At 69.3% G+C, this 18,027-nt stretch carries 17 protein-coding genes and 1 pseudogene; 4 read left to right on the plus strand and 14 right to left on the minus strand.

Features of this window, described 5'->3' with window-relative positions:
* Window positions 1-164: 164 nt before the first annotated feature.
* Together AB0F81_RS00340 and AB0F81_RS00345 are read right to left on the minus strand one after the other, a co-directional pair.
* Complete coding sequence (locus AB0F81_RS00340; protein ID WP_360188616.1) at window positions 165-788, minus strand: hypothetical protein; 624 nt, start codon at window positions 786-788, stop codon at window positions 165-167.
* A 221-nt stretch (window positions 789-1,009) separates the two neighbouring features.
* Window positions 1,010-1,906 (minus strand): hypothetical protein, encoded by an 897-nt coding sequence (locus AB0F81_RS00345; RefSeq protein WP_360188618.1) that lies wholly within the window; start codon window positions 1,904-1,906, stop codon window positions 1,010-1,012.
* Window positions 1,907-1,931: 25 nt separating this feature from the next.
* On the opposite strand from AB0F81_RS00345, the gene AB0F81_RS00350 reads away from it, so the two are divergent.
* Both AB0F81_RS00350 and AB0F81_RS00355 read left to right on the plus strand, forming a co-directional pair.
* Complete coding sequence (locus tag AB0F81_RS00350) at window positions 1,932-2,147, plus strand: helix-turn-helix transcriptional regulator (RefSeq protein WP_360189056.1); 216 nt, start codon at window positions 1,932-1,934, stop codon at window positions 2,145-2,147.
* Window positions 2,144-2,671, plus strand: coding sequence for a hypothetical protein (locus AB0F81_RS00355; RefSeq protein WP_360188621.1), 528 nt, complete (start codon window positions 2,144-2,146; stop codon window positions 2,669-2,671). The genes AB0F81_RS00350 and AB0F81_RS00355 overlap by 4 nt, the downstream gene beginning before the upstream one ends.
* Here AB0F81_RS00355 and AB0F81_RS00360 read toward each other — a convergent pair.
* The 7 genes from AB0F81_RS00360 to AB0F81_RS00390 all read right to left on the minus strand — a co-directional run bounded on the left by AB0F81_RS00360 (window position 2,568) and on the right by AB0F81_RS00390 (window position 11,294).
* A complete protein-coding gene (locus AB0F81_RS00360) occupies window positions 2,568-3,134 on the minus strand; it encodes an ECF transporter S component (RefSeq protein ID WP_360188624.1) in 567 nt (188 codons plus the stop codon). The genes AB0F81_RS00355 and AB0F81_RS00360 overlap by 104 nt on opposite strands.
* Window positions 3,131-3,919: an energy-coupling factor transporter transmembrane component T gene (locus AB0F81_RS00365; RefSeq protein ID WP_360188627.1), complete on the minus strand. Its 789-nt coding sequence runs from the start codon at window positions 3,917-3,919 to the stop codon at window positions 3,131-3,133. The genes AB0F81_RS00360 and AB0F81_RS00365 overlap by 4 nt, the downstream gene beginning before the upstream one ends.
* Window positions 3,916-5,649: an energy-coupling factor transporter ATPase gene (locus AB0F81_RS00370; protein WP_360188629.1), complete on the minus strand. Its 1,734-nt coding sequence runs from the start codon at window positions 5,647-5,649 to the stop codon at window positions 3,916-3,918. Before AB0F81_RS00370 ends, AB0F81_RS00365 begins: the two co-directional genes overlap by 4 nt.
* Window positions 5,650-5,676: 27 nt before the next feature.
* Window positions 5,677-7,395 carry a hypothetical protein gene (locus tag AB0F81_RS00375; RefSeq protein ID WP_360188632.1) on the minus strand — a complete coding sequence of 573 codons (1,719 nt, stop codon included), beginning with the start codon at window positions 7,393-7,395 and terminating at the stop codon, window positions 5,677-5,679.
* A gap of 143 nt (window positions 7,396-7,538) precedes the next feature.
* The gene (locus tag AB0F81_RS00380; RefSeq protein WP_360188634.1) at window positions 7,539-8,633 is read right to left on the minus strand and encodes a calcium-binding protein; all 1,095 of its coding nucleotides are present in this window, start codon (window positions 8,631-8,633) and stop codon (window positions 7,539-7,541) included.
* 65 nt (window positions 8,634-8,698) lie between these two features.
* Window positions 8,699-9,604, minus strand: coding sequence for a calcium-binding protein (locus AB0F81_RS00385; protein WP_360188636.1), 906 nt, complete (start codon window positions 9,602-9,604; stop codon window positions 8,699-8,701).
* Window positions 9,605-9,647: 43 nt separating this feature from the next.
* Window positions 9,648-11,294 (minus strand): SdrD B-like domain-containing protein, encoded by a 1,647-nt coding sequence (locus AB0F81_RS00390; protein WP_360188639.1) that lies wholly within the window; start codon window positions 11,292-11,294, stop codon window positions 9,648-9,650.
* Window positions 11,295-11,523: 229 nt separating this feature from the next.
* Between AB0F81_RS00390 and AB0F81_RS00395 the strand changes: the two genes are divergently transcribed.
* Window positions 11,524-13,077 carry a pectate lyase gene (locus AB0F81_RS00395; protein ID WP_360188642.1) on the plus strand — a complete coding sequence of 518 codons (1,554 nt, stop codon included), beginning with the start codon at window positions 11,524-11,526 and terminating at the stop codon, window positions 13,075-13,077.
* Window positions 13,078-13,134: 57 nt separating this feature from the next.
* On the opposite strand, the gene AB0F81_RS00400 is transcribed toward AB0F81_RS00395, so the two are convergent.
* Window positions 13,135-13,824 (minus strand): SDR family oxidoreductase, encoded by a 690-nt coding sequence (locus AB0F81_RS00400; protein ID WP_360188645.1) that lies wholly within the window; start codon window positions 13,822-13,824, stop codon window positions 13,135-13,137.
* Window positions 13,825-13,883: 59 nt separating this feature from the next.
* On the opposite strand from AB0F81_RS00400, the gene AB0F81_RS00405 reads away from it, so the two are divergent.
* The gene (locus tag AB0F81_RS00405; protein WP_360188648.1) at window positions 13,884-14,246 is read left to right on the plus strand and encodes a MerR family transcriptional regulator; all 363 of its coding nucleotides are present in this window, start codon (window positions 13,884-13,886) and stop codon (window positions 14,244-14,246) included.
* A 49-nt stretch (window positions 14,247-14,295) separates the two neighbouring features.
* Here AB0F81_RS00405 and AB0F81_RS00410 read toward each other — a convergent pair whose 3' ends face one another.
* The 4 genes and pseudogenes from AB0F81_RS00410 to AB0F81_RS00425 form a co-directional block, all read right to left on the minus strand.
* A complete protein-coding gene (locus AB0F81_RS00410; RefSeq protein WP_360188650.1) occupies window positions 14,296-14,874 on the minus strand; it encodes a SigE family RNA polymerase sigma factor in 579 nt (192 codons plus the stop codon).
* Entirely contained in the window at window positions 14,871-15,467 is a 597-nt protein-coding gene (locus AB0F81_RS00415) for a permease-like cell division protein FtsX (protein ID WP_360188653.1), read from the minus strand. The genes AB0F81_RS00410 and AB0F81_RS00415 overlap by 4 nt, the downstream gene beginning before the upstream one ends.
* A gap of 76 nt (window positions 15,468-15,543) precedes the next feature.
* A complete protein-coding gene (locus AB0F81_RS00420) occupies window positions 15,544-17,091 on the minus strand; it encodes a hypothetical protein (protein ID WP_360188656.1) in 1,548 nt (515 codons plus the stop codon).
* Between the two features lie 194 nt (window positions 17,092-17,285).
* Window positions 17,286-18,027: pseudogene (locus AB0F81_RS00425) on the minus strand (hypothetical protein); the annotation flags it as partial.

Below are 18,027 nucleotides of genomic sequence, written 5' to 3' on the forward strand. Positions count from 1 at the left end.
ACGACGGGGACCGGACTCGACACCGCTGTCGCGTTCATGATCCTCATTCCGGGGGACCCGTGTCCAGGCCAACTTCGGCACTCTGTCGTCGGCCGATCGCCCGCCGTCGTCGAAAAGCAGAAGGGCGGGCCGGAGTTCCGGCCCGCCCTTCTGAGTTGTTCTGCTTACTTCGTCACCTTGACGACGTCGGTCGCGGCGGCCTCGTTCCGGCTGCTGTTGCCCGCGTACTCGACCTTCCAGGTGCCGTTCTTGCTGGCGGTGAACTGCTTCGTGTAGTTGCCCGCCACGTCGGTGACGGCCGTGCCCTTGTACTTGAAGGTCTTCTTGCCCTTCGCCTTGAAGTAGATCGTGACCTTGGCGTTGGCCAGGGCCTTGTCGTCGACCACCAGGCTGCCGGTGGCGGTCAGCCGCTGGCCCTTCACAACCGGCTCGGGCGTGGCGTCCAGGGTGAGCCGCGACGGGCGCTTCAAGAAGACGTTCTTCTTGACCTTGTTGGTGGTGACGATGTTCGTCTTCGTGATGACCACGCCGTAGATCTCGGCACGGTACTTGCCGGCATCGTGGGAACCACAGAGCTTGACGCTGCCCTTGTACTTGGTGGTTTTGCCGATCCGCTTGAAAGCGGTGCCGGCGAACAGCTCCGAGTCCGGACCGTAGACGTCGACGCCGACCAGGCCGAGCTTGGTCTTGGTCTCCGGCATCGGCTTGTTGAGCTTCGCGGTGAAGGTGACGTTCTTGCACTTCGTCGACGCGGAGCTGAGCACGACGGTCGAGGCGCTGACCGACACGGACTTCACCTTGATGGAGGTGCCCGCGGCCTGAGCGGGTGAGGCGATCAGCAGCCCGGCGGCGGGTGCCAGGGCGATCAGCGCACAGCGAGGACCCGGGTACGTACGGAGATCATGTCTGTCCCAAGAAGTTAGTGGGGGAAGATCATCGAAGTATAGAACGGTACCGTAGCGGCGCTACCGGCCGAACGGACGATGCAACGCATCCGTTTCGTTCTACTTCAGTTGATCGGCGGCACCGGGAGCTCGTGACCCGTCTCGGCGTGCTTGATGGCCGCCGCCGAGGTCCCGTTGAGAGCCGGGCACACCGGGCAGCGGTACTTCCCGACGCTGGCCTCCCAGGTCGCGGCGATGCGCGGCCCGTTCGCCGTCTCGATCGTCAGCGGCGGGTAGACCTTCGCGAGGTGCTCGCGGCACTCCTCGGCCCGGGCCCGCGCCTTGTCCGCAGCGGCGCGGTTGGTGGTCGGGTCGACGCCGGCGTCGGCGAGCCGGTCGTGCAGCACGGCCTCCCGGTCGTAGAGCGGGGCGAGCTGCGCGGCCGGGAAGATGTGGTCCTCCAGGAGGCGCCGGCGGCGGCTGCTGATGTCGAGCTGCTCCTCGAACGGCCCCATCCGCCGCAGGCCGGCGGAGAGCGGCGAGTTCGGGTTGTCCCGGGGCACGAACTGGTGGGCCTCCCGGTGCCGGACCGCCCAGCCGTCGAGCTCGGCGGCGACCGCCGCGGTGAACGTGGCCCCGTGCGGCAGGCGCGAGTAACGCCGGCCCGAGTCGTCGACGCCCTCCGGCTTGGCGAGCGCGTCCTCCCACTGCTCCACGGCCGAGGTGAAACGACCCTGGGCGGTCTGTTTCGTCACGCCCAGCGAGTCGCCGATGTCCTTCCACGAGATGCCGGCCGCACGGCAGGTGACGACCGCGGCGGAGAGCAGCCGCTCGGCGTTGCCGACCACCCGGGCGGCCTCGCGCACCAGGGTCGGCTCGGGCCGGCCGTTCGCGGCGACCAGGGCCCGGGCGGCGTCGGAGAGTTCACGAGCGATCGTCGCAAGCACCACGAGCGCACGGGCGTCGTCGGTGTAGGGGGAGTCTGCGTCGATCTGGGTCCACACATCGTCACGGTTCGACATGGCCGTCAGGTTACGCCTGACGATCATGGTTTGTCAGGTCCGACCTGACGAAATCCCGCTGCTCTCCCGGCTGCGCCGGGCCGGGCGGATCGCCAGCGGCTGGCGCGAGTCACCGAGCGGTCCGCCGCGCCGCTATTACACCCTGACGCCCACCGGCCGGCTGGCCCTCGACCAATTTCGTGTGCAGTGGACGACCTTCCGCTCGGGGGTCGACCGGATCCTGGGGACGGAGCAGAGATGATCAAGAGCAACGACTCGCTGGTCTCGGAATACCTGGCCCGGGTCTCCCGGGCCACCGCCGGCCTGCCGCCGGAGCGGCAGGACGAACTCCTGCGTGACCTGCGCGAGCACATCGACAGCGGGCGCGCCGACCTGCTCGACGAGACGGAGGCGCAGGTCCGGGAGATCCTCGACCGGCTCGGCGACCCGGAGATCATCGCCCGAGCCGCCGCCGAGGAGGCCGGAGCAGCCACGCCGCCGCCCCTGTCGCCGCTGCGATACCCCACTCAGCCCTCGCCTCGGCGGCGCCTGTGGCCGATCGCGGTGGCAGTGGTGGCGATCCTCGGCGTCCTGGTCTTCTGCACCGGCAGCATGTTCCTGGTCCGGGCGGACGACGGAAGCGACCCGCTGCCCGTGGCGAGCGTGCCCGGGCGCGCCCTGATCAGGCCACCGGTGGGGTGGCCGCCGGCCGGCGGGCCGGCGCGATGCCGCGGGCCACACCGGTCGCCGCCAGCCGGCCGGCGATCACCAGGCCGACCCAGGTGAAGGCGACCGCGCTGACCGCCATCAGAGCGAAGAACACCGCCTGCACCGCGATCGCCATGTCGTCGATGTTGAAGAAGGCGTATGCCGAGATCGCGTAGGCGACCTCGAAGACCAGCGCGGTCACGTAATAGAGCCACGGACGCCAGATCCGGTAGCGGGTGACCAGGAAACCCAGCTCCAATGCGACACCGACCATGAGGTTGGTGACGATGGCGGACGGCCCGGCCGGCGTCGGGATGTTGATGATGCCGGCGATGAGCATGGTGAGCACGGCCGCGCCGGGCCGGCGCAGCACGGCCATGGCCACGACCGGCCCGATCAACCAGATGCCGACCATCGGGGCGTACGCCAGGGGCACGGTGGCCGCGATGGCGGCGGCCACGAAGTTCACCGGCAGCAACAGGACACCGGTGGCCGCGCCGATGGCCGCGCAGGCCATGAGGAATCGGGTGGTCAGTCTCATCCGAGGGCTCCAGACAGGTACGGGGCGAAGACGTGCGGAACGAGGTAGCAGAGGGCGAGCAGCCAGACGGCCAGGACCGCGTCGCGCAGCCGCAGCGGGACCTGACGCCGCTCGGTACGGGTCCGGTACGCCCCGAAGCCCCGGGCCTCCATGGCCAGCGACACCCGGTCGCCGTGCCGGATCGCCCCGGCCAGCAACGGCACGGTGTAACCCCCGTAGCGGCGGGCGGCGGCGAGCGGGCCCCGGCCACCGTCGACGCCGCGTACCCGGTGTGCCAGGCGGATGATCTCCAGGTCGCTGCGGAACCGGGGAACGAACCGCATCGCGGCGAACCCCGCGTACCCGATCCGGTACGGCATCCGCAGGTGGGCGATCATCGACCGGACCAGGTCGTTGCCGTCCGTGGTCAGGCCCGCGACCAGCGCGAAGAGCATCACCGACACCACGCGCAGGCCGGTCGCCAGCCCGGTGGTGAGCGCACCCGACCAGATCGTGGCCGGCCCGAGCTCGAGCAGGCGGGTGGTGTCGTCGACCCGCGCCGGATCGGTCCACACCCCGAACGACACGGTCATCACCGCGACCAGCGCCGGCGGTCCGAGCAGCACCCCGAGCAGCGTGCGACCGGTCAGCCGGCCACCCACCAGCAGCATGAGCATCGCCACGGCCCCGAACAGCACCGGCGTCCACAGGTCCCGGGAGCCGAGCACCACGACCATGGCCGGGATCGGCGCGAGCACCTTGACCACCGGGTTGTACGAGCGCAGCGCGAAAACCGAATCCGTCACGGCGCCGACTCCAGGCTGTGGTGCCCGGGCAGGTCGGCGAGGCGGGTCAGGGAACGCCAGCCGGGATGGGCGGTCAGCATGCGGGCCGCCTGCGCGATCGGCGGTGAACGCAGGTCAGCGGCCGCGAGCAGGCCGGCGTCCGCGAAGACCGCGGCCGGGGTCCCGTCGGCGAGCACCCGGCCCTCGCCGATCACCAGCACCCGCGTCGCGTACTCGGCGACCAGGTTCATGTCGTGGCTGACGACGACCACCGTGGTGCCGTCGCGGTGCAGGCCGGCGAGCAGGCCGAGCAGTTCGGCGGCCCGTTCCCGGTCCTGGCCGAAGGTCGGCTCGTCGAGGACCAGGACCCGCGGCCGGGTGACCAGGGCGGCGCCGACGGAGAGGCGGCGCTTCTGCCCGCCGGAGAGCAGAAACGGGTGCACCTCCCGCAGGTCGCGCAGGTCCAGGCGGTCCAGCAGCTCGTCGACGCGGGCCGCGATCTCGTCGGCCGGGACCCGGCGGACCCGCAGCCCGTACGCCAGCTCGTCCTCGACCCGGCCGGTGATGAACTGGTGCTCCGGGTTCTGGAAGACGAAACCGACCCGCTCGGCCAGCAGTCGCGGATCGGCGGCGGCCGGGTCCAGCCCGTCGACCGTCACCGCGCCGCGGCGCGTGGTGAGCACACCGGCGATGGCCTGTGCCAGGGTGGTCTTGCCGGCGCCGTTGGGCCCGATCATCGCCACGAACTCGCCGGCGCGAACGGTCAGGGAGACGTCGTGCAGGACCCGCGCCGATCCTCGGTGGACGGTCAGTTCGCGTACCCGGATCGCCTCTTCTGCCGAGCCGGCGTCGTGCTCGCCGGCGCCGGGCTGCGGCGCCGGCAGGCCGGGCACCGCGTCCAGCGCGGTGGCCAGCTCGCGCGGGGTCAGCGGCAGCGGCTCGAGCCGGATCCCGGCCGCGCGCAGCCGCAACGCGGCCAGCGTGGCGGCCGGCAGCCACACACCCAGCTCGACCAACTGCTCGACATGGTCGACGAGCGTCGACCGGGCCGGGCCGTCGAGCACGACGCGCCCGCCGGCGTCCAGCACGATGCAGCGGTCGACGAAATCGATCGCCACATCCAGGTTGTGCTCGACGAGCAGCACCGCACGGTCGCGGCCGGCGGCGACCTCGCGCAGAGCGCGATAGACCTCCTCCACACCGGCCGGATCCAGGTTCGCCGTCGGCTCGTCGAGAACCAGGACCGGGGTACGCAACGCGAGCGCACAGGCGATGGCCAGCCGCTGGCGACCGCCTCCGGAGAGGTGCCCCGGGTCGTCGTGCCGGCGGTCCCACAGACCGACTCGCCGCAGCGCTTCCTCGGCGCGGGCCAGCACCTCGTCCACCGGCAGGCACAGGTTCTCCGGCCCGAAACAGACCTCGTCGAGGACCGAGGCGGTGACGATCTGGGCGTCCGGGTCCTGGAACACCATCGCGACGTCGGCCGCCAGGCGCGGCACGGTCGTCGTCCGGGTGTCGACGTCCCGGACCGTCACCGTGCCGTCCATGTGCGACCCGACGACGTGCGGGACGAGCCCGTTGACGGTCAGGGTGAGCGTCGACTTGCCGCAACCCGAGGGGCCGAGCAGCAGCACGACCTCACCGGCACGCACCCGAGCCGACACCCCGTGCGGGCGAGGTGTGCCGAAGTCGGCGGCGCCGTCGGCGTCGTACACCTCGTGCCGCACGGACACGCCGGAGAGTCGGATCATGCGATGAGGATAGGCAACCCTTAATCGCTACTTGCGGAAGGTGAAGTACTTCCACGTGCCGTGGGTCGTGTAGTTGACGCTGTCCTGCTCGGTGAGGCCCTTCAGGTAGGCGGCCCGGACCCGGAACTTCACGTTCAGCCGGTGCTTGCCGGAGAACTTCGCGATGGAGACGCCACGGGAGTCGAGCGCGACGTCCTTCACGCTCCAGTTCCGCCATCTCCCGTCGGCGTAGTACTCCACCACGAGCCGCTGCTTGCGCCCGGCGTACGAGGTCATCGTGGTGGTGAACCGGGGGGTGGCCTTCTTGCGGAAGAAGAAGTACTTCTTCGATCCGATCTTGCCGGTCTTGTAGTGCTTGGCGACGGTCGTGCTGACCTTGACCCGGGTGAGGAGCAGGGACGTGACCGAGCGAGCCGTGTACCGCGCGTCGCCGGTGAACCGGGCGGTGAACTTGGTGTTGCGGGTCAGCCTGAAGGACGCGGTGAGGTTGCCGTCCCGGTCGACCGAGCCCTTCTTGACCAGCCGGTTCGCCTCCGGGCCGTAGGGATCGGCCCAGATCTCCACGGTCCGGTTGGTGTCGGCGGCGCCCAGGTGTGCGATGACGGAGACCGTGCTGCCGTAGTCGTGGACCGAACCGTTCCTGGTCAGGATCAGCGTGGGCGTCTCGCGGAGGACCGGCGGCTTCGGGGGCGTGGTGGTGGGAGTGGCCGGCTCGTTCAGGATGCGCAACTGGAAGGCACCGTTGTACCGGGTGACCGCGAACAGGCGCGGGCCGTTCGGCTCCCAGGCGATGCCCCCGTCCTGCACACCCTCGCTGTTCAGCCGGCCGGAACCGTCGATCGGCGGGCCGCTCGGCCGGGGCAGGCGGATGGTCTGCGCGGCGGTCGTCTCGTCACCGCGGAAGACGTAGATGTCGTCCCCGCTGGCCTGCGAGGCCACCGAGATCGCGGTCCGGCCGTCCGCCGCGACGTCGACCCCGTTGGCCCGCGCCAGCGCCGGGTAGGTGACCGTGGTCGTCAGGTCGCTGAGCCGCACCCGCGACACGTCGCGGTCGGAGACCCGGACCAGCGCGCTGCCGTCCAGGGTGAAGTCCGACCACACCCGGGTGCCGAGGCTTCCGACCGACTGCTGGAGCTCGGTCTCGGTCCCGGCCGAGACGTCGTAGACCCAGAGGTCCCGGTTGTCGACATCGGACACCACGACGGTGCCCGGTGCGGTGGTGCTGGTGTGGACCACGGGTGCGCCCTGCAGCCGCTCGGCCGGGATCCCGGTGGGCAGGTGCAGGCTGGAGTCGGCCAGGTTCAGTCGTCCGACGTGGCCGTCGTCGCCCTCCAGGTAGCCGAACCAGAGCTGCTCACCGGCAGGTGCGAGGTGGTAGGCGGAACGGTCGCCCACGGCGTAGCGCTTCGCCACGGTCAGCCGGTCGGTCGCCACCGCCACGATCTCGCGGCCGGCCGCCGCGTAGAGCCGGCTCGAGTCGCTGGACAGGGCAAGGTCCGAAACGCGCGGGAGCCCGGTGATCTCGGCGAGCACCTTGCCCCGGTAGTCGGTCGCGACAATCTTCCCGGCCGCCTCGTCGCTGACGAAGACGCGCTTGTGCACCCCGTCGACGACGACATCCTGGAAAGTCGTGAGCGGGAGGACCGCAACCGAGTCGGCCGTTGCGGTGCCGCCACTCACCGCGAAGGCCACCGCCGAGGCGCCGACCAGAACCGAGGCCGCGAGCGCGGTCCGAGACTTACTCATGATCGCAGAGTAGGCGCTGCTCACGCAGTACTTGATCATCCGAACGGACGAGTCGGTACCGGTTCGTCGTGACGTGGACGACGCAGGAAGCAGAAAGGCCGCGACCCGCTTCAGCGGGTCACGACCTCCTGATCCTTCGCCGGTCAGTACACGCTTTCGCAGCCCACCGGAGAATCCTTGCTCTGCACGTCGCAGAGGTCGCCGTTGGCGGTGTTCGTGCCGCCGTCCAGCAGGTCAGCGGCGTGCCCGCCGATGTAGTCCTCGCCGATCACGACGTCGTCGCCGGCACCGCCGTAGAGCTTGTCGGCGTGCTGCTGGCCGTCGACCCGGTCGTTGCCGCCCAGACCGTAGACGACGTCCTTGCCCTCGCCGGCCTCCAGCGAGTTGTCGCCGGCGTTGCCGACCAGCCGGTCGTTGCCGAAACCGCCGACCAGGTTCTCGATGTCGGCGGCGACCGTGTCCTTCTCGCCCTTCATGCCGTCGTCGCCGACAGCGCCGTCGAGGTCGATGCTCACGGCCGCCGAGTGGTAGACGTACATCGCCGAGTCCACGCCGCTCCCGCCGGAGACCAGGTCGTCGTCGGTCGGGTAGCTGCCTTTGATCGGCTGGTTCATGTCGAACCGGTCATTGCCGGCGTCACCGTAGAACCTGTCGTCGCCGCTGCTGCTGAAGACGTGGTCGTCGCCGTTCTCGCCACGGACGACGTCGTTGCCGTAGCCGTCCAGGAAGTAGTCGTTGCCGTCGCCGCCGTAGAGCTTGTCGTTGCCGTTGTCGCCCTGAACGGTGTCGTTGCCGCCGAGACCCCAGACCTGATCCGACCCGGTGTGACCTCTCAGGTTGTCACTGCGCGGGCCACCGGTGATCTTGTCGCTGCCGGTGCCGCCGTCGACGGTAGCGGCCAGGTCGGTCTTGTTGACGATCGTGTCGTTCCGGTCGTACGTGTAGATCCGCACCCGGGTCGGCGCCGTCTTCGTGCTGCAGCGCACCTTGGTCTTGTTGACCTTCTTGCAGCCCGTGCCCGGCTTGACCGACACCACGTCGTCGACCGTGATCGTGTTGCCGGAGCGGGTGACGACGACCCGGTTCTGCTTGCCCTTGGCGGCCTTGTACTGGACCTTCGTCCCGGTGACCGAGGCGACGCCGGCGGTGGCGGCCTGCGCGGGGGCGGCCAGCGCGCCGGCGGTGAGGGTGGTGAGCAGGGTCAGGCCGACACACGTCGACCAGGTGAAGCGCGGCACGTGGGGCCCTTCCGAGAGATTCGGCGGTGCAAGATCAGAACGATACCGTTGCGACGTGTTGCGGGCTAGAGCGGCGGAGCCTCGGCCAGCTCGCAATTCACGGTTTTGGTGGAGGCCAGAGTGAGGCAGATGTCCCCGTCCACCTCGTGTGCGCCGCCGTCCAGTTTGTCCAGTGCTGCGGCATTGCCGATGGGCCGGGAGTTGTCGTCAGCGTCCTCGCCGACCAGGTAGTCATCGCCGGCGTCGCCGTAGAGGATGTCGTTGCCGGCCCCGCCCCGGAGGCCGTCCCGGTAGTCGCCGCCGCTGAGCCAGTCGTTGCCGGCCTCACCGAGGAGGCGGTCGAGATCAGCCTCGCCCCAGACCCGGTCGTCCCCGGCTCCGGCCAGAACGTCGTCCCAGCCCGGGCCTCCGTACACCCGATCGTTGCCATCGCCGGCATCGATGAAGTCGCCACCCGCACCGGCGTGCATGATGTCGTTGCCGGATCCACCGAACAGGCTGTCGTGGTCCGCGCCGCCGACGATCCGATCTGCCCCCGCGCCGCCGTCCATGTAATCCACATCGGCGCCGCCACTCAGCCGGTCGTTACCGGCCCCTCCCTTGACGGACACGTAGATCTTCGTCTTGTTGACGAACGAGTCGTTCCGGTCCCGGAGCGAAACGTGGATTCCCGCGGCTGACTTCTTCGCGACCGTGCACTTGACGCGGGTCTTGTCCCCGCGGACCGCCTTGCAGCCCTTACCTGCCTTGATGGCGACCCGGTCATCGAACGTCACGACTCGGCCGGACATCGTGATCTTGAGCTTGTTCACCTTGCCTTTGGCGGCGGTGAACTGCACGAAGTCCGGGTCCACCAGCCGCACCGACCCGACTGCGGCAGCTTGGGCAGGAGCCGCAAGAAAAGTGGTTGAGGCAAGCGTCGCGACGACCAGGCCGGCAGCCGTCAGGATCCGGCGAGAGAGCAGAGGCACTACAGATCCCATCAGCTGTTGATCTCGGGGCCGAAGAACATCGCTACTTCTTGATCTTTACTGCCTTGCTCTTCGCCTTGCCGTCCAGGTGACCGGCCTTGACCGCGATCACCGTGACAGTCAGCTTCTTGCCGCGCATCGAAGCCTTCAGCTTCAACGTCGCCCCGGTCGCGCCCCTGATCAGCTTCCCGTTCAGCCGCCACTCGTACCGGTAGGCGTCGGCCTTCGGCGACCAGGCACCGACCGACACCTTGACCTTCTTGCCGACCTTCGCCGTACCCGTGATCTTGGGCTTTGTGGTCGCCGCCGGCGCCTTGCCCTTGGCGACGAACGCCGTGGCTGCCGACGTCGCGCTCGCGGCGGTGTAACCGCTGCGCGCCGCGGTGACCTTGACGCTCAGCCGCTTGCCGACGACGGACGCCGGGATGAGCAGCGCGGCCCCGGTCGCGCCCCGGATGGCGACACCGTTCGCGGCCCACTGATACCGGTAGGACGTGGCCGCCGGGTTCCACGTGCCGGGCGCGGCCTTCACCGTGGAGCCGACCGCGACGGTCCCGCTGATCGACGGCGCGGTGACCGCCTTCACCGGCGGCAGGGTGACGGTGAAACCGTTCGCCACCTCGGCGTGCGGCCCGTATTGCCGGTCCAGGACCAGCGTCCACGCACCCGCGGCGGCCTGCGCCAGCGGGAACGAGACGGTCATCGACCTTCGGTCGGCGGACACCCCCGTGACCGTGCCCGCGATGGGGCTGACGCCCGCACGGGCAAGCTTGACCTCCAGCCCGTCGCTGAAGCCCTCGCCGGTGAGCGTGACCAGCGCCGTCGTGCCCGTCAGCGCGGACGCGGGCGAGATCTTCGTCGGACGGAACGACGCCACCACACCGAGGTCCAGCACGGTCGGTTTCGCCGGATTCACCGTGAACACCGCGCTCTCCCCGATCCGGGAGTACGCGTTCTCGGAGACGAGCCGCAGGTCGGAGTCGGTGCTGTCGCTGCCGACGTCCGCCTTGGTGAACCGCCAGTTGTGGCGCATCAGATCGGTGGTGAGCTTGTAGCGCTTGCTCGGCACCTGGAAGCTGTAGGTGCCGTCGTGGTTGTTGGCGAACCCGGAGCCGTCCTCGTCGTCCTGCGAGCGGTATCCCAGGCCCACGTCGGCCCGCGGCTCGCCGGCCTGCCGGATCCCGTCGGCGTTGAGGTCGTTCCACAGGGTGCCGCGGATCTCCCCGGTCGCGACGACGCGGATCACCCGGGATGCGGCGTTGTCAGCGGTCAAACTCTCCGGTGTGGACGTGGTCGCGGTGGCGCCGACGGTGAGCGCGGTCCCCGCCTGGACGCCCTCGACAGCGACAGTCTGGTGGAGCACCCGGCCGGATGCGCCCGGCGCGAAGTCCCCGATCCGGGTGCAGGTCGTGACCGGGCTGGCCCAGTCACAGTCCCAGTCGCTGGTGCTCTCCATCGAGGATGTGCGGAGCCCAGACGGCAGCGTGAACGCCACGGTCACCCCGGCAGCCGGGACCGAACCGTCGTTGCGTACGAAGACGTCCACCGAAGACCACCCGGAGGTGGAGAGGATGTTGCGGTTCGCGGTGACCTCGACGACCAGGTTGGCGGTGTCGGCGGCCGCCGATGCAGGGCTCGCGAACAGGGCGGTGCCGGCGAGGCCGACGAGCAACGCGGTGGGCAGGCCCACAGGACGAAGTGACCGCACAGCTACCCCATTCCTACACCCCTGAAAGTGATAGAACGGTACCGTTGCGACGCGCGGCGCGAAAGATCAATCCGGATTGGACTCCCCGCCCGCAAGTGACATCCGTCACAGGCGAGGAGAGCAACCGATCTTCCGTCACGACACACCTCTGTTTCGCCCCATCCCCCATGCGCGCACCCCGAATGCGCGAGAGGAAACAGGTGAAGCCCAGATGAAACGATCAGTCGCTCTGCGACTCTCCGCGGTGGCCGGCGTAGCCGGTGTCGCCGGGGCGATCGCGTTCGGTCTGCCCCAGCACGACGCCTCCGCCGCGACCAGCCCCGCCACCGGCTTCGCGAGCGCCAACGGCGGCACGACCGGCGGCGCGAACGGCACGACGGTGCGGGCCACCACCGGCACCGAGATCCACGCGGCACTGTGCAACCGGGCGGCCACCGACACCCCGATCACGATCGAGGTTCAGGGCACGATCAACCACGGCAACACCACCAAGGTGTCCGGCGACAGCTGCAACACCGCCGCTGACCGGATCGAGCTCAAGGGAATCAGCAACGTCACGATCGTCGGTGTCGGCAGCGGCGCGGTCTTCGACCAGCTCGGCATCCACATCCGCGACTCCCGCAACATCGTCATCCAGAACGTGACGGTCAAGAACGTCAAGAAGTCGGGATCGCCGCTGTCCAACGGCGGTGACGCGATCGGCATGGAGAGCACGGTCCGCAACGTCTGGGTCGACCACGTCACCCTGGAGGCCTCCGGCGGCGAGTCGGAGGGCTTCGACGGCCTGTTCGACATGAAGGACGACGTCCAGTACGTGACGCTGTCCTACAGCATCCTGCGCAACTCCGGCCGTGGTGGCCTGGTCGGGTCGAGCGAGACCGACACCGGCAACAGCTTCATCACCTACCACCACAACAAGTACGAGAACATCGATTCCCGGACGCCGCTGCTGCGCGGCGGTGTCGCGCACATCTACAACAACCACTACGTGCGGCTGAACGAGTCGGGCATCAACTCCCGCGCCGGCGCCAAGGCCAAGGTGGACAACAACTACTTCGAGGACTCGAAGGACGTTCTGGGCACCTTCTACACCGACGCGGCCGGCTACTGGCAGGTCTCCGGCAACGTGCTGGACAACGTGACCTGGTCGAGCCCGGGCACCGACAACAAGCCGGCCGGGCCGAACCTGACCTCCACCACGACGGTCTCCGTGCCGTACTCGTTCAGCCTGGACAACGGCGCCTGCGTGCCGTCGGTCGTGGCGCAGACCGCGGGGGCCGGCACCGGCCTGCGGGTGTCGACCGGCACCTGCTCGGCGGCGACGTCGACCCCGACGACCCCGCCCACGACTGCGCCGACCGCGGGTCCGACGTCGAGCCCCACCGCCGGCCCGAGCCAGCCCGCCGGCACCAACCTCAGCATCGGCGCCGGCACCGACGGCTCCAGCAAGGCGAGCGGCACCAGCTACGGCAACGTGCGCGACGGCAACCTCAACACCTTCTGGTCGCCGAACGGCGCCACCGGCGACATCTCGATCAAGTGGGGCTCCGCCACCACGGTCTCGAAGATCAACATCCGGGAGGCGGCCGGCTCCGCGATCGGCGCCTACCAGGTCGTCAACGGCGCCACCGGCGCCGTCCTGAAGTCCGGCACGGGCGGCGGCGTCATCAGCTTCCCGGCCACCTCGCTCACCAAGCTCACCTTCAAGATCACAAGCTCCACGGGTACGCCGAAGATCGCCGAGTTCGAGACGTACGCCTCCTGACCGCACCCACGAGGAACGGCCGTCACCAGCGCTTCTGCCGGTGCCGGCCGTTTCGTGTCAGACCTGCTGGTAGACCACGCTCGGGTCCTCGGCCAGCCCCGCCTTGGCCTGGCGGCTCGCGTCGTCGGCGAGGACCTCGGGCCGGTGCGCCTCGATGCCGTCCAGTGCCGCCGCGACGATCACCTCGGGGGCGGTCTTGTCGCCGTCGTACCAGGCCATCATGTCGGTGTCCGCGGCGCCCAGATGCAGGCCGGTCACGAGCGTGCGCTGCCGGGCCAGTTCCAGGCGCACGCTGTTGGTGAGCGCCCACTCGGCGGCCTTCGCCGCGTGATAGGCGCCCGCGCCGTCGTACGCGAGCCACGAGATCGCGGACAGAACGTTGAGGATCGCGCCGTCGGCGAGCTGCGGCGCGAAGGCACGGATCACGGCGAGCGTGCCGTAGAAGTGGGTGTCCATCTCCCGGCGGATCGTCTCCAGGTCTCCGGCGACCAGGTTCGCGCCGGTCGAGATCCCCGCGTTGTTGATCAGGATCTTGACGTCCGGCGCCGCGGCGGCCGCGGCGGCGACCGACTCCGGATCCGTGATGTCGAGGCGCAGCGGGATCACTCCCGGTGTGTCGATGAGTTCGGGGCGGCGAGCGGTGGCGTACACCTTGCCGGCGCCGCGCTCGATCAGCGACCGGACGAACTGCCTGCCCAGGCCGCGGTTGGCACCGGTCACCAGCACATGTGCTCCGTTGATCTGCATGCCGGTTACGCTAAAACCTGACGTTGACGTCAGAGGCAAGTCATGCGACGGAGGTCACGATGCGTATCGGCGAGTTGGCAACCCGGTCCGGCGTCAGCGTGCGGGCGCTGCGCTACTACGAGGAACAGGGCCTGCTGGAGGCGAACCGCAGCGGGTCCGGGCAGCGCCACTACCGGGAGTCGGCGGCCGACCGCGTCCAGCTGATCCAGATGCTCTACGCGGCCGGCCTCACCAGCCGGACCATCGCCGACCTGCTGCCCTGCGTCGACGCGCAGGTCAGCACACCGGAGTCGCGGGCCCGCCTCACCGCCGAGCGGAACCGCATCGACGAGCAGATCGCCGCGCTGACCCGGACCCGCGATCGCCTGGACGCGGTGATCGCCCTCACCGAGGACCCGGCCGGCTGCACGTACCGCGACTAGTCGGACTCGGGATGCAGTCGACCACCACGGAGGGCTCCGCCAGCGGGCATCAGTGGTCGGGGAAGTCCTCGCCGAGCAGGGTTCGCAGCCGGCTCAGTGCCCGGGCGTTGCGCATCTTCACGGCGGACACGGAGATCCGGAGGATCGCCGCCACCGTTTCGACGCTGAGGTCCTCGGCGTGCCGCAGCACCAGAACCGCGCGGTCCTCCACGGCCAGTTCGGTCAGGGCGTCCACCAGGGTGAGGTGCAATTCCGGGTCGCCGGACGGGACACGCTCCGGCCGGTCGGGCAGCTCGGCCAGCACCACCTCGGAACCGCTGCGCCGCCGCTGCTGGTCGAAGACCGCGTTCATCAGCACCCGCCGGCTGTACGCCTCCAGGTTCGTGTCCTTGCGGATCCGGTCCCACACCGCGTACATCTTGGCGAGCGTGTGCTGGGTCAGGTCCTGGGCGAGATGCCAGTCCCGGCACATCAGATAGGCGCTGCGACGCAGCCGCGTGCCGGCCGACTCCACGAACGCGGTGAACTCCGCGTCCCGGAACGCCTTCGCGCGGCGGCGGGCCGCACCCCAGCCGACCAGGATTCCCGCCGCGGCCGGTGCCGGCGTCGCGACGTGGGAATCGGTCACAGGACCCCTCCGACCGGAGCGTCCTGCCCGCATTTGCGGCCGATGATCTGGTCAACACCGGCCATCGCCGCATACCGCTCGCGGAAGGCGGCGAACTGCCCCGCATCGACCAGGCGCACCCGGAACGACTCCGGGAACTGCTCGGCACTCACCGCGGCAAGCAGGTCCGGCTCCTGCGCCCAACGATCCCGGAATCTTTCGTACGCCAGCGCGCGGCTCTCGAATTCCAGGGCGTCCACCCGCGGATCACCGCGCAACGCCTCCCCGACGGCCGCCTGCTGCGAGGCCTCGACGAACACGACCGCGTGGTTCGCGCCGACCTCGACCGGGTGCTGCACACAGGAGGGCGCGGTCGGCGGCATCATCGCCGCGGCGACGGTCACCGGCGCAGACGGGTCGGACGGCAGGTTCACGGCGGTGAGAGCACCCACCACCGCGACCATGCCGCCCGCCACACCCAGCACGACCCGCCGCGTCCGCCGCCGGCGCAGGCGACCGCCCTCGACCATGGCGGCGCTCGCCATCTCGTCGAGCGCGGCGCCCGGGTCGTCGCTGACCGCCCGGTCGAACTGATCTCGCAAATGCAGGTTCACGGCCACTCTCCTCGTCACCGGCGTCGACGTCTCTGCCGGTATTGACGGGATGGCCACCCGATCAGGTCACACCCGGTCAGCTGATCCCGTACGCACGGTGGATCGTCGTCTCGGTGTAGCCGCCGCCCTGGTAGGTGGCCCGGGTCTTGATCGAGACCGCGCCGGACGTGGGGTTCTTGACCACCGCGGTCCAGCTGCCGTTGATCTTCTTGACCGGGACCGGCCGCCAGGTCACGCCGTCCGAGGAGACCGACGCGGTGAGCGTCTTCAACTTCGGGTCGGCGCCCCGCTTGGCATCCGGGTCCTGCTTCTTACGGCTCAGCTTCAACGTCACGTTGGTCACGCTGCCGGCGGCCGCGCGGCTGTACGCGTCCAGGCCCGCCGGGATCATCTGGATCGAGTAGACCCTGGCCAGCACGCTGCTGTCCGGCTTCGCGTGGAAGCGGTAGGTGACGCTGCTCTTGGTAGACAGCATCCCGGCCGGGTACGTGATGCCCGGGTCGTACCGGGTCGCGGTGTTGGTGAGCGTGTACCAGCCGGCCTTCTTCACCCAGTAGTAGAGCACCGGCCCGTACACATTGCCGTTGTCCTTTTTGGTCTTGACCGTCTTGCCGCGGAACTTGAGGGTGGCGGTCGCCCGGCTGTTGCCCTCGCCGCCGGGCGGCAGGAGCGGGTCCTGGAACATGTCGTCGAGGAGAAAGGAGATCCGGCCGTAGAGCACGGCCGGCAGCTGGGTGCTCGGTCCCCACGCCGCGTTGTAGAACCGGACACGGTACGACTTACCGGCCGCCGCCTGCAGTTTCGTGGACCACCCGCCGTCGTACGAGTACTCGTTGCCCATCGACGTGGCATAGCTTCGCGCGCCGATCTCCCACTTGCCGGGGGAGAAACGAACCTTCGTGGTGCTCGGGCGTTCGCTGGTGCCGAGCGAGCCGGACAGGCCACTGCCACAGCGGTCGTCGTCCGGCTGCGCCCACAGGATGGCCGATTCGGCACCGCTCGGGCCGCGCCGGGCAGTGACCGAAGCCGTCGCCAGCCTGGACTGGCTGAACACCCGGCTCGGGCTGCTCGGCACACCGGTCGTCCGGTGCAGAACCGCGTACGCGTCGGTCATAGCTGTCGGGTTGCTCCATGAGCCCAGAGCGGCGAATTGCAGACTCTTCGACCGGCTGGGCACGACATAGAGCGCGGTGCTGCTGGAGACCTCGGCTTCGACCCGGCCGCCCAGGTTGCCCTCGGCGCAGATCTGGGCGCCGGTGAACGCTTCCAGTCCGGCCGGCGCCGGGCTGAGAGACATTCTGACCTGCTTGCCTTGGCGGGCGTCCACCGTCACCTGGCTCGCACCGGACACCTTCACGGTCTTGGCGCCGAGCGTGATCGTGTTTCCCGTCATGATCGACGTGAGAACGGCGTATTTGCCCTTGGGCAGCTTCTTCGCCTTGCCGGCCCGGAGCGAATAGGTCCGGTTGGAGGCCAGATGGACCGCGTTGCCGCTGACGGCGACCTTGACGCCGGACCGGTTCAGCGCGGTGAGGGTGAGCGAGTGGTTGGCCGCGGCAGCGGACCCGCCGGTGCTGAGCAGCAGCGCCGGCACGAGGGCTGCCGTCGCCACCGCAGTGGACATCCGGCGCCGGACGAGAGAAGGCAAGATCCACCGATCCCGGTGAGGAAGGCATAGGGAGACACGGATCATGGCACACCTGCCCCGTTTGATCGATGGCCCTGACCCTGCCCCACTCGAACCGATCGCCTCGCCGCGGCGGAAATAGAGCCGAAAGGCCGTGACCTGATGGTCACGGCCTTTCGATTTGTCGCGGCTCAGCGCTTGGACTTGCCGGCCGAACGGCCGCGCCGGCTCTCGGTCACCTCGGAAGCGGTCGGAATGTCGTCGATAGGCGAATCCGTCTGCGCGAAGAGCAGCTTCGTCGTCGTGGGCAGTTTGCCCGTGGCGGAGGCCAGCTTCTTCGACCGGGACCGGCTCGTCAGTGCGGCACCCGACTTCGTCGACTTCTTCGCGGTGGATCGCGACGATTTCGCACCGGCGGTCTCCAGCTTCACCAGCTTCTTGACCAGCTCCGGCTTCTTCAAGTCGGCGGTGCCCTTCACCCCACGACTCTGCAACGTACGACGCAACTCACCCACCTTCATCGCAGCGATCGCACTCTCGCTCACGCCAGGAGTGTTCGGGGTGTCATTACCGCTCGTCGGATTCTTCCGACCCGACGTCGACTTCTTCGCGGTGGATCGCGACGATTTCGCGCCGGCCGTCTCCAGCTTCACCAGCTTCTTGACCAGCTCCGGCTTCTTCAAGTCGGCGGTGCCCTTCACCCCACGACTCTGCAACGCGCGACGCAACTCACCCACCTTCATCGCAGCGATCGCACTCTCGCTCACGCCAGGAGTGTTCGGGGTGTCATTGCGGCTCGTCGGATTCTTCCGACCCGACGACGATTTCGCACCGGCCGTCTCCAGCTTCACCAGCTTCTTGACCAGCTCCGGCTTCTTCAAGTCGGCGGTGCCCTTCACCCCACGACTCTGCAACGTACGACGCAACTCACCC

Origin of the sequence: Actinoplanes sp. NPDC024001 (genome assembly GCF_040638955.1) — a bacterium.
GTDB lineage: Bacteria > Actinomycetota > Actinomycetes > Mycobacteriales > Micromonosporaceae > Actinoplanes.

What these genes read in the sequence shown, in the direction of transcription:
- AB0F81_RS00395 (WP_360188642.1), top strand. Translation starts at nt 11,524, where the DNA reads ATGAAACGATCAGTCGCTCTGCGACTCTCCGCGGTGGCCGGCGTAGCC.
- AB0F81_RS00345 (WP_360188618.1), bottom strand. Translation starts at nt 1,906, where the DNA reads ATGTCGAACCGTGACGATGTGTGGACCCAGATCGACGCAGACTCCCCC.
- AB0F81_RS00355 (WP_360188621.1), top strand. Translation starts at nt 2,144, where the DNA reads ATGATCAAGAGCAACGACTCGCTGGTCTCGGAATACCTGGCCCGGGTC.
- AB0F81_RS00375 (WP_360188632.1), bottom strand. Translation starts at nt 7,395, where the DNA reads ATGAGTAAGTCTCGGACCGCGCTCGCGGCCTCGGTTCTGGTCGGCGCC.
- AB0F81_RS00360 (WP_360188624.1), bottom strand. Translation starts at nt 3,134, where the DNA reads ATGAGACTGACCACCCGATTCCTCATGGCCTGCGCGGCCATCGGCGCG.
- AB0F81_RS00400 (WP_360188645.1), bottom strand. Translation starts at nt 13,824, where the DNA reads ATGCAGATCAACGGAGCACATGTGCTGGTGACCGGTGCCAACCGCGGC.
- AB0F81_RS00370 (WP_360188629.1), bottom strand. Translation starts at nt 5,649, where the DNA reads ATGATCCGACTCTCCGGCGTGTCCGTGCGGCACGAGGTGTACGACGCC.
- AB0F81_RS00350 (WP_360189056.1), top strand. Translation starts at nt 1,932, where the DNA reads ATGGTTTGTCAGGTCCGACCTGACGAAATCCCGCTGCTCTCCCGGCTG.
- AB0F81_RS00405 (WP_360188648.1), top strand. Translation starts at nt 13,884, where the DNA reads ATGCGTATCGGCGAGTTGGCAACCCGGTCCGGCGTCAGCGTGCGGGCG.
- AB0F81_RS00420 (WP_360188656.1), bottom strand. Translation starts at nt 17,091, where the DNA reads ATGTCCACTGCGGTGGCGACGGCAGCCCTCGTGCCGGCGCTGCTGCTC.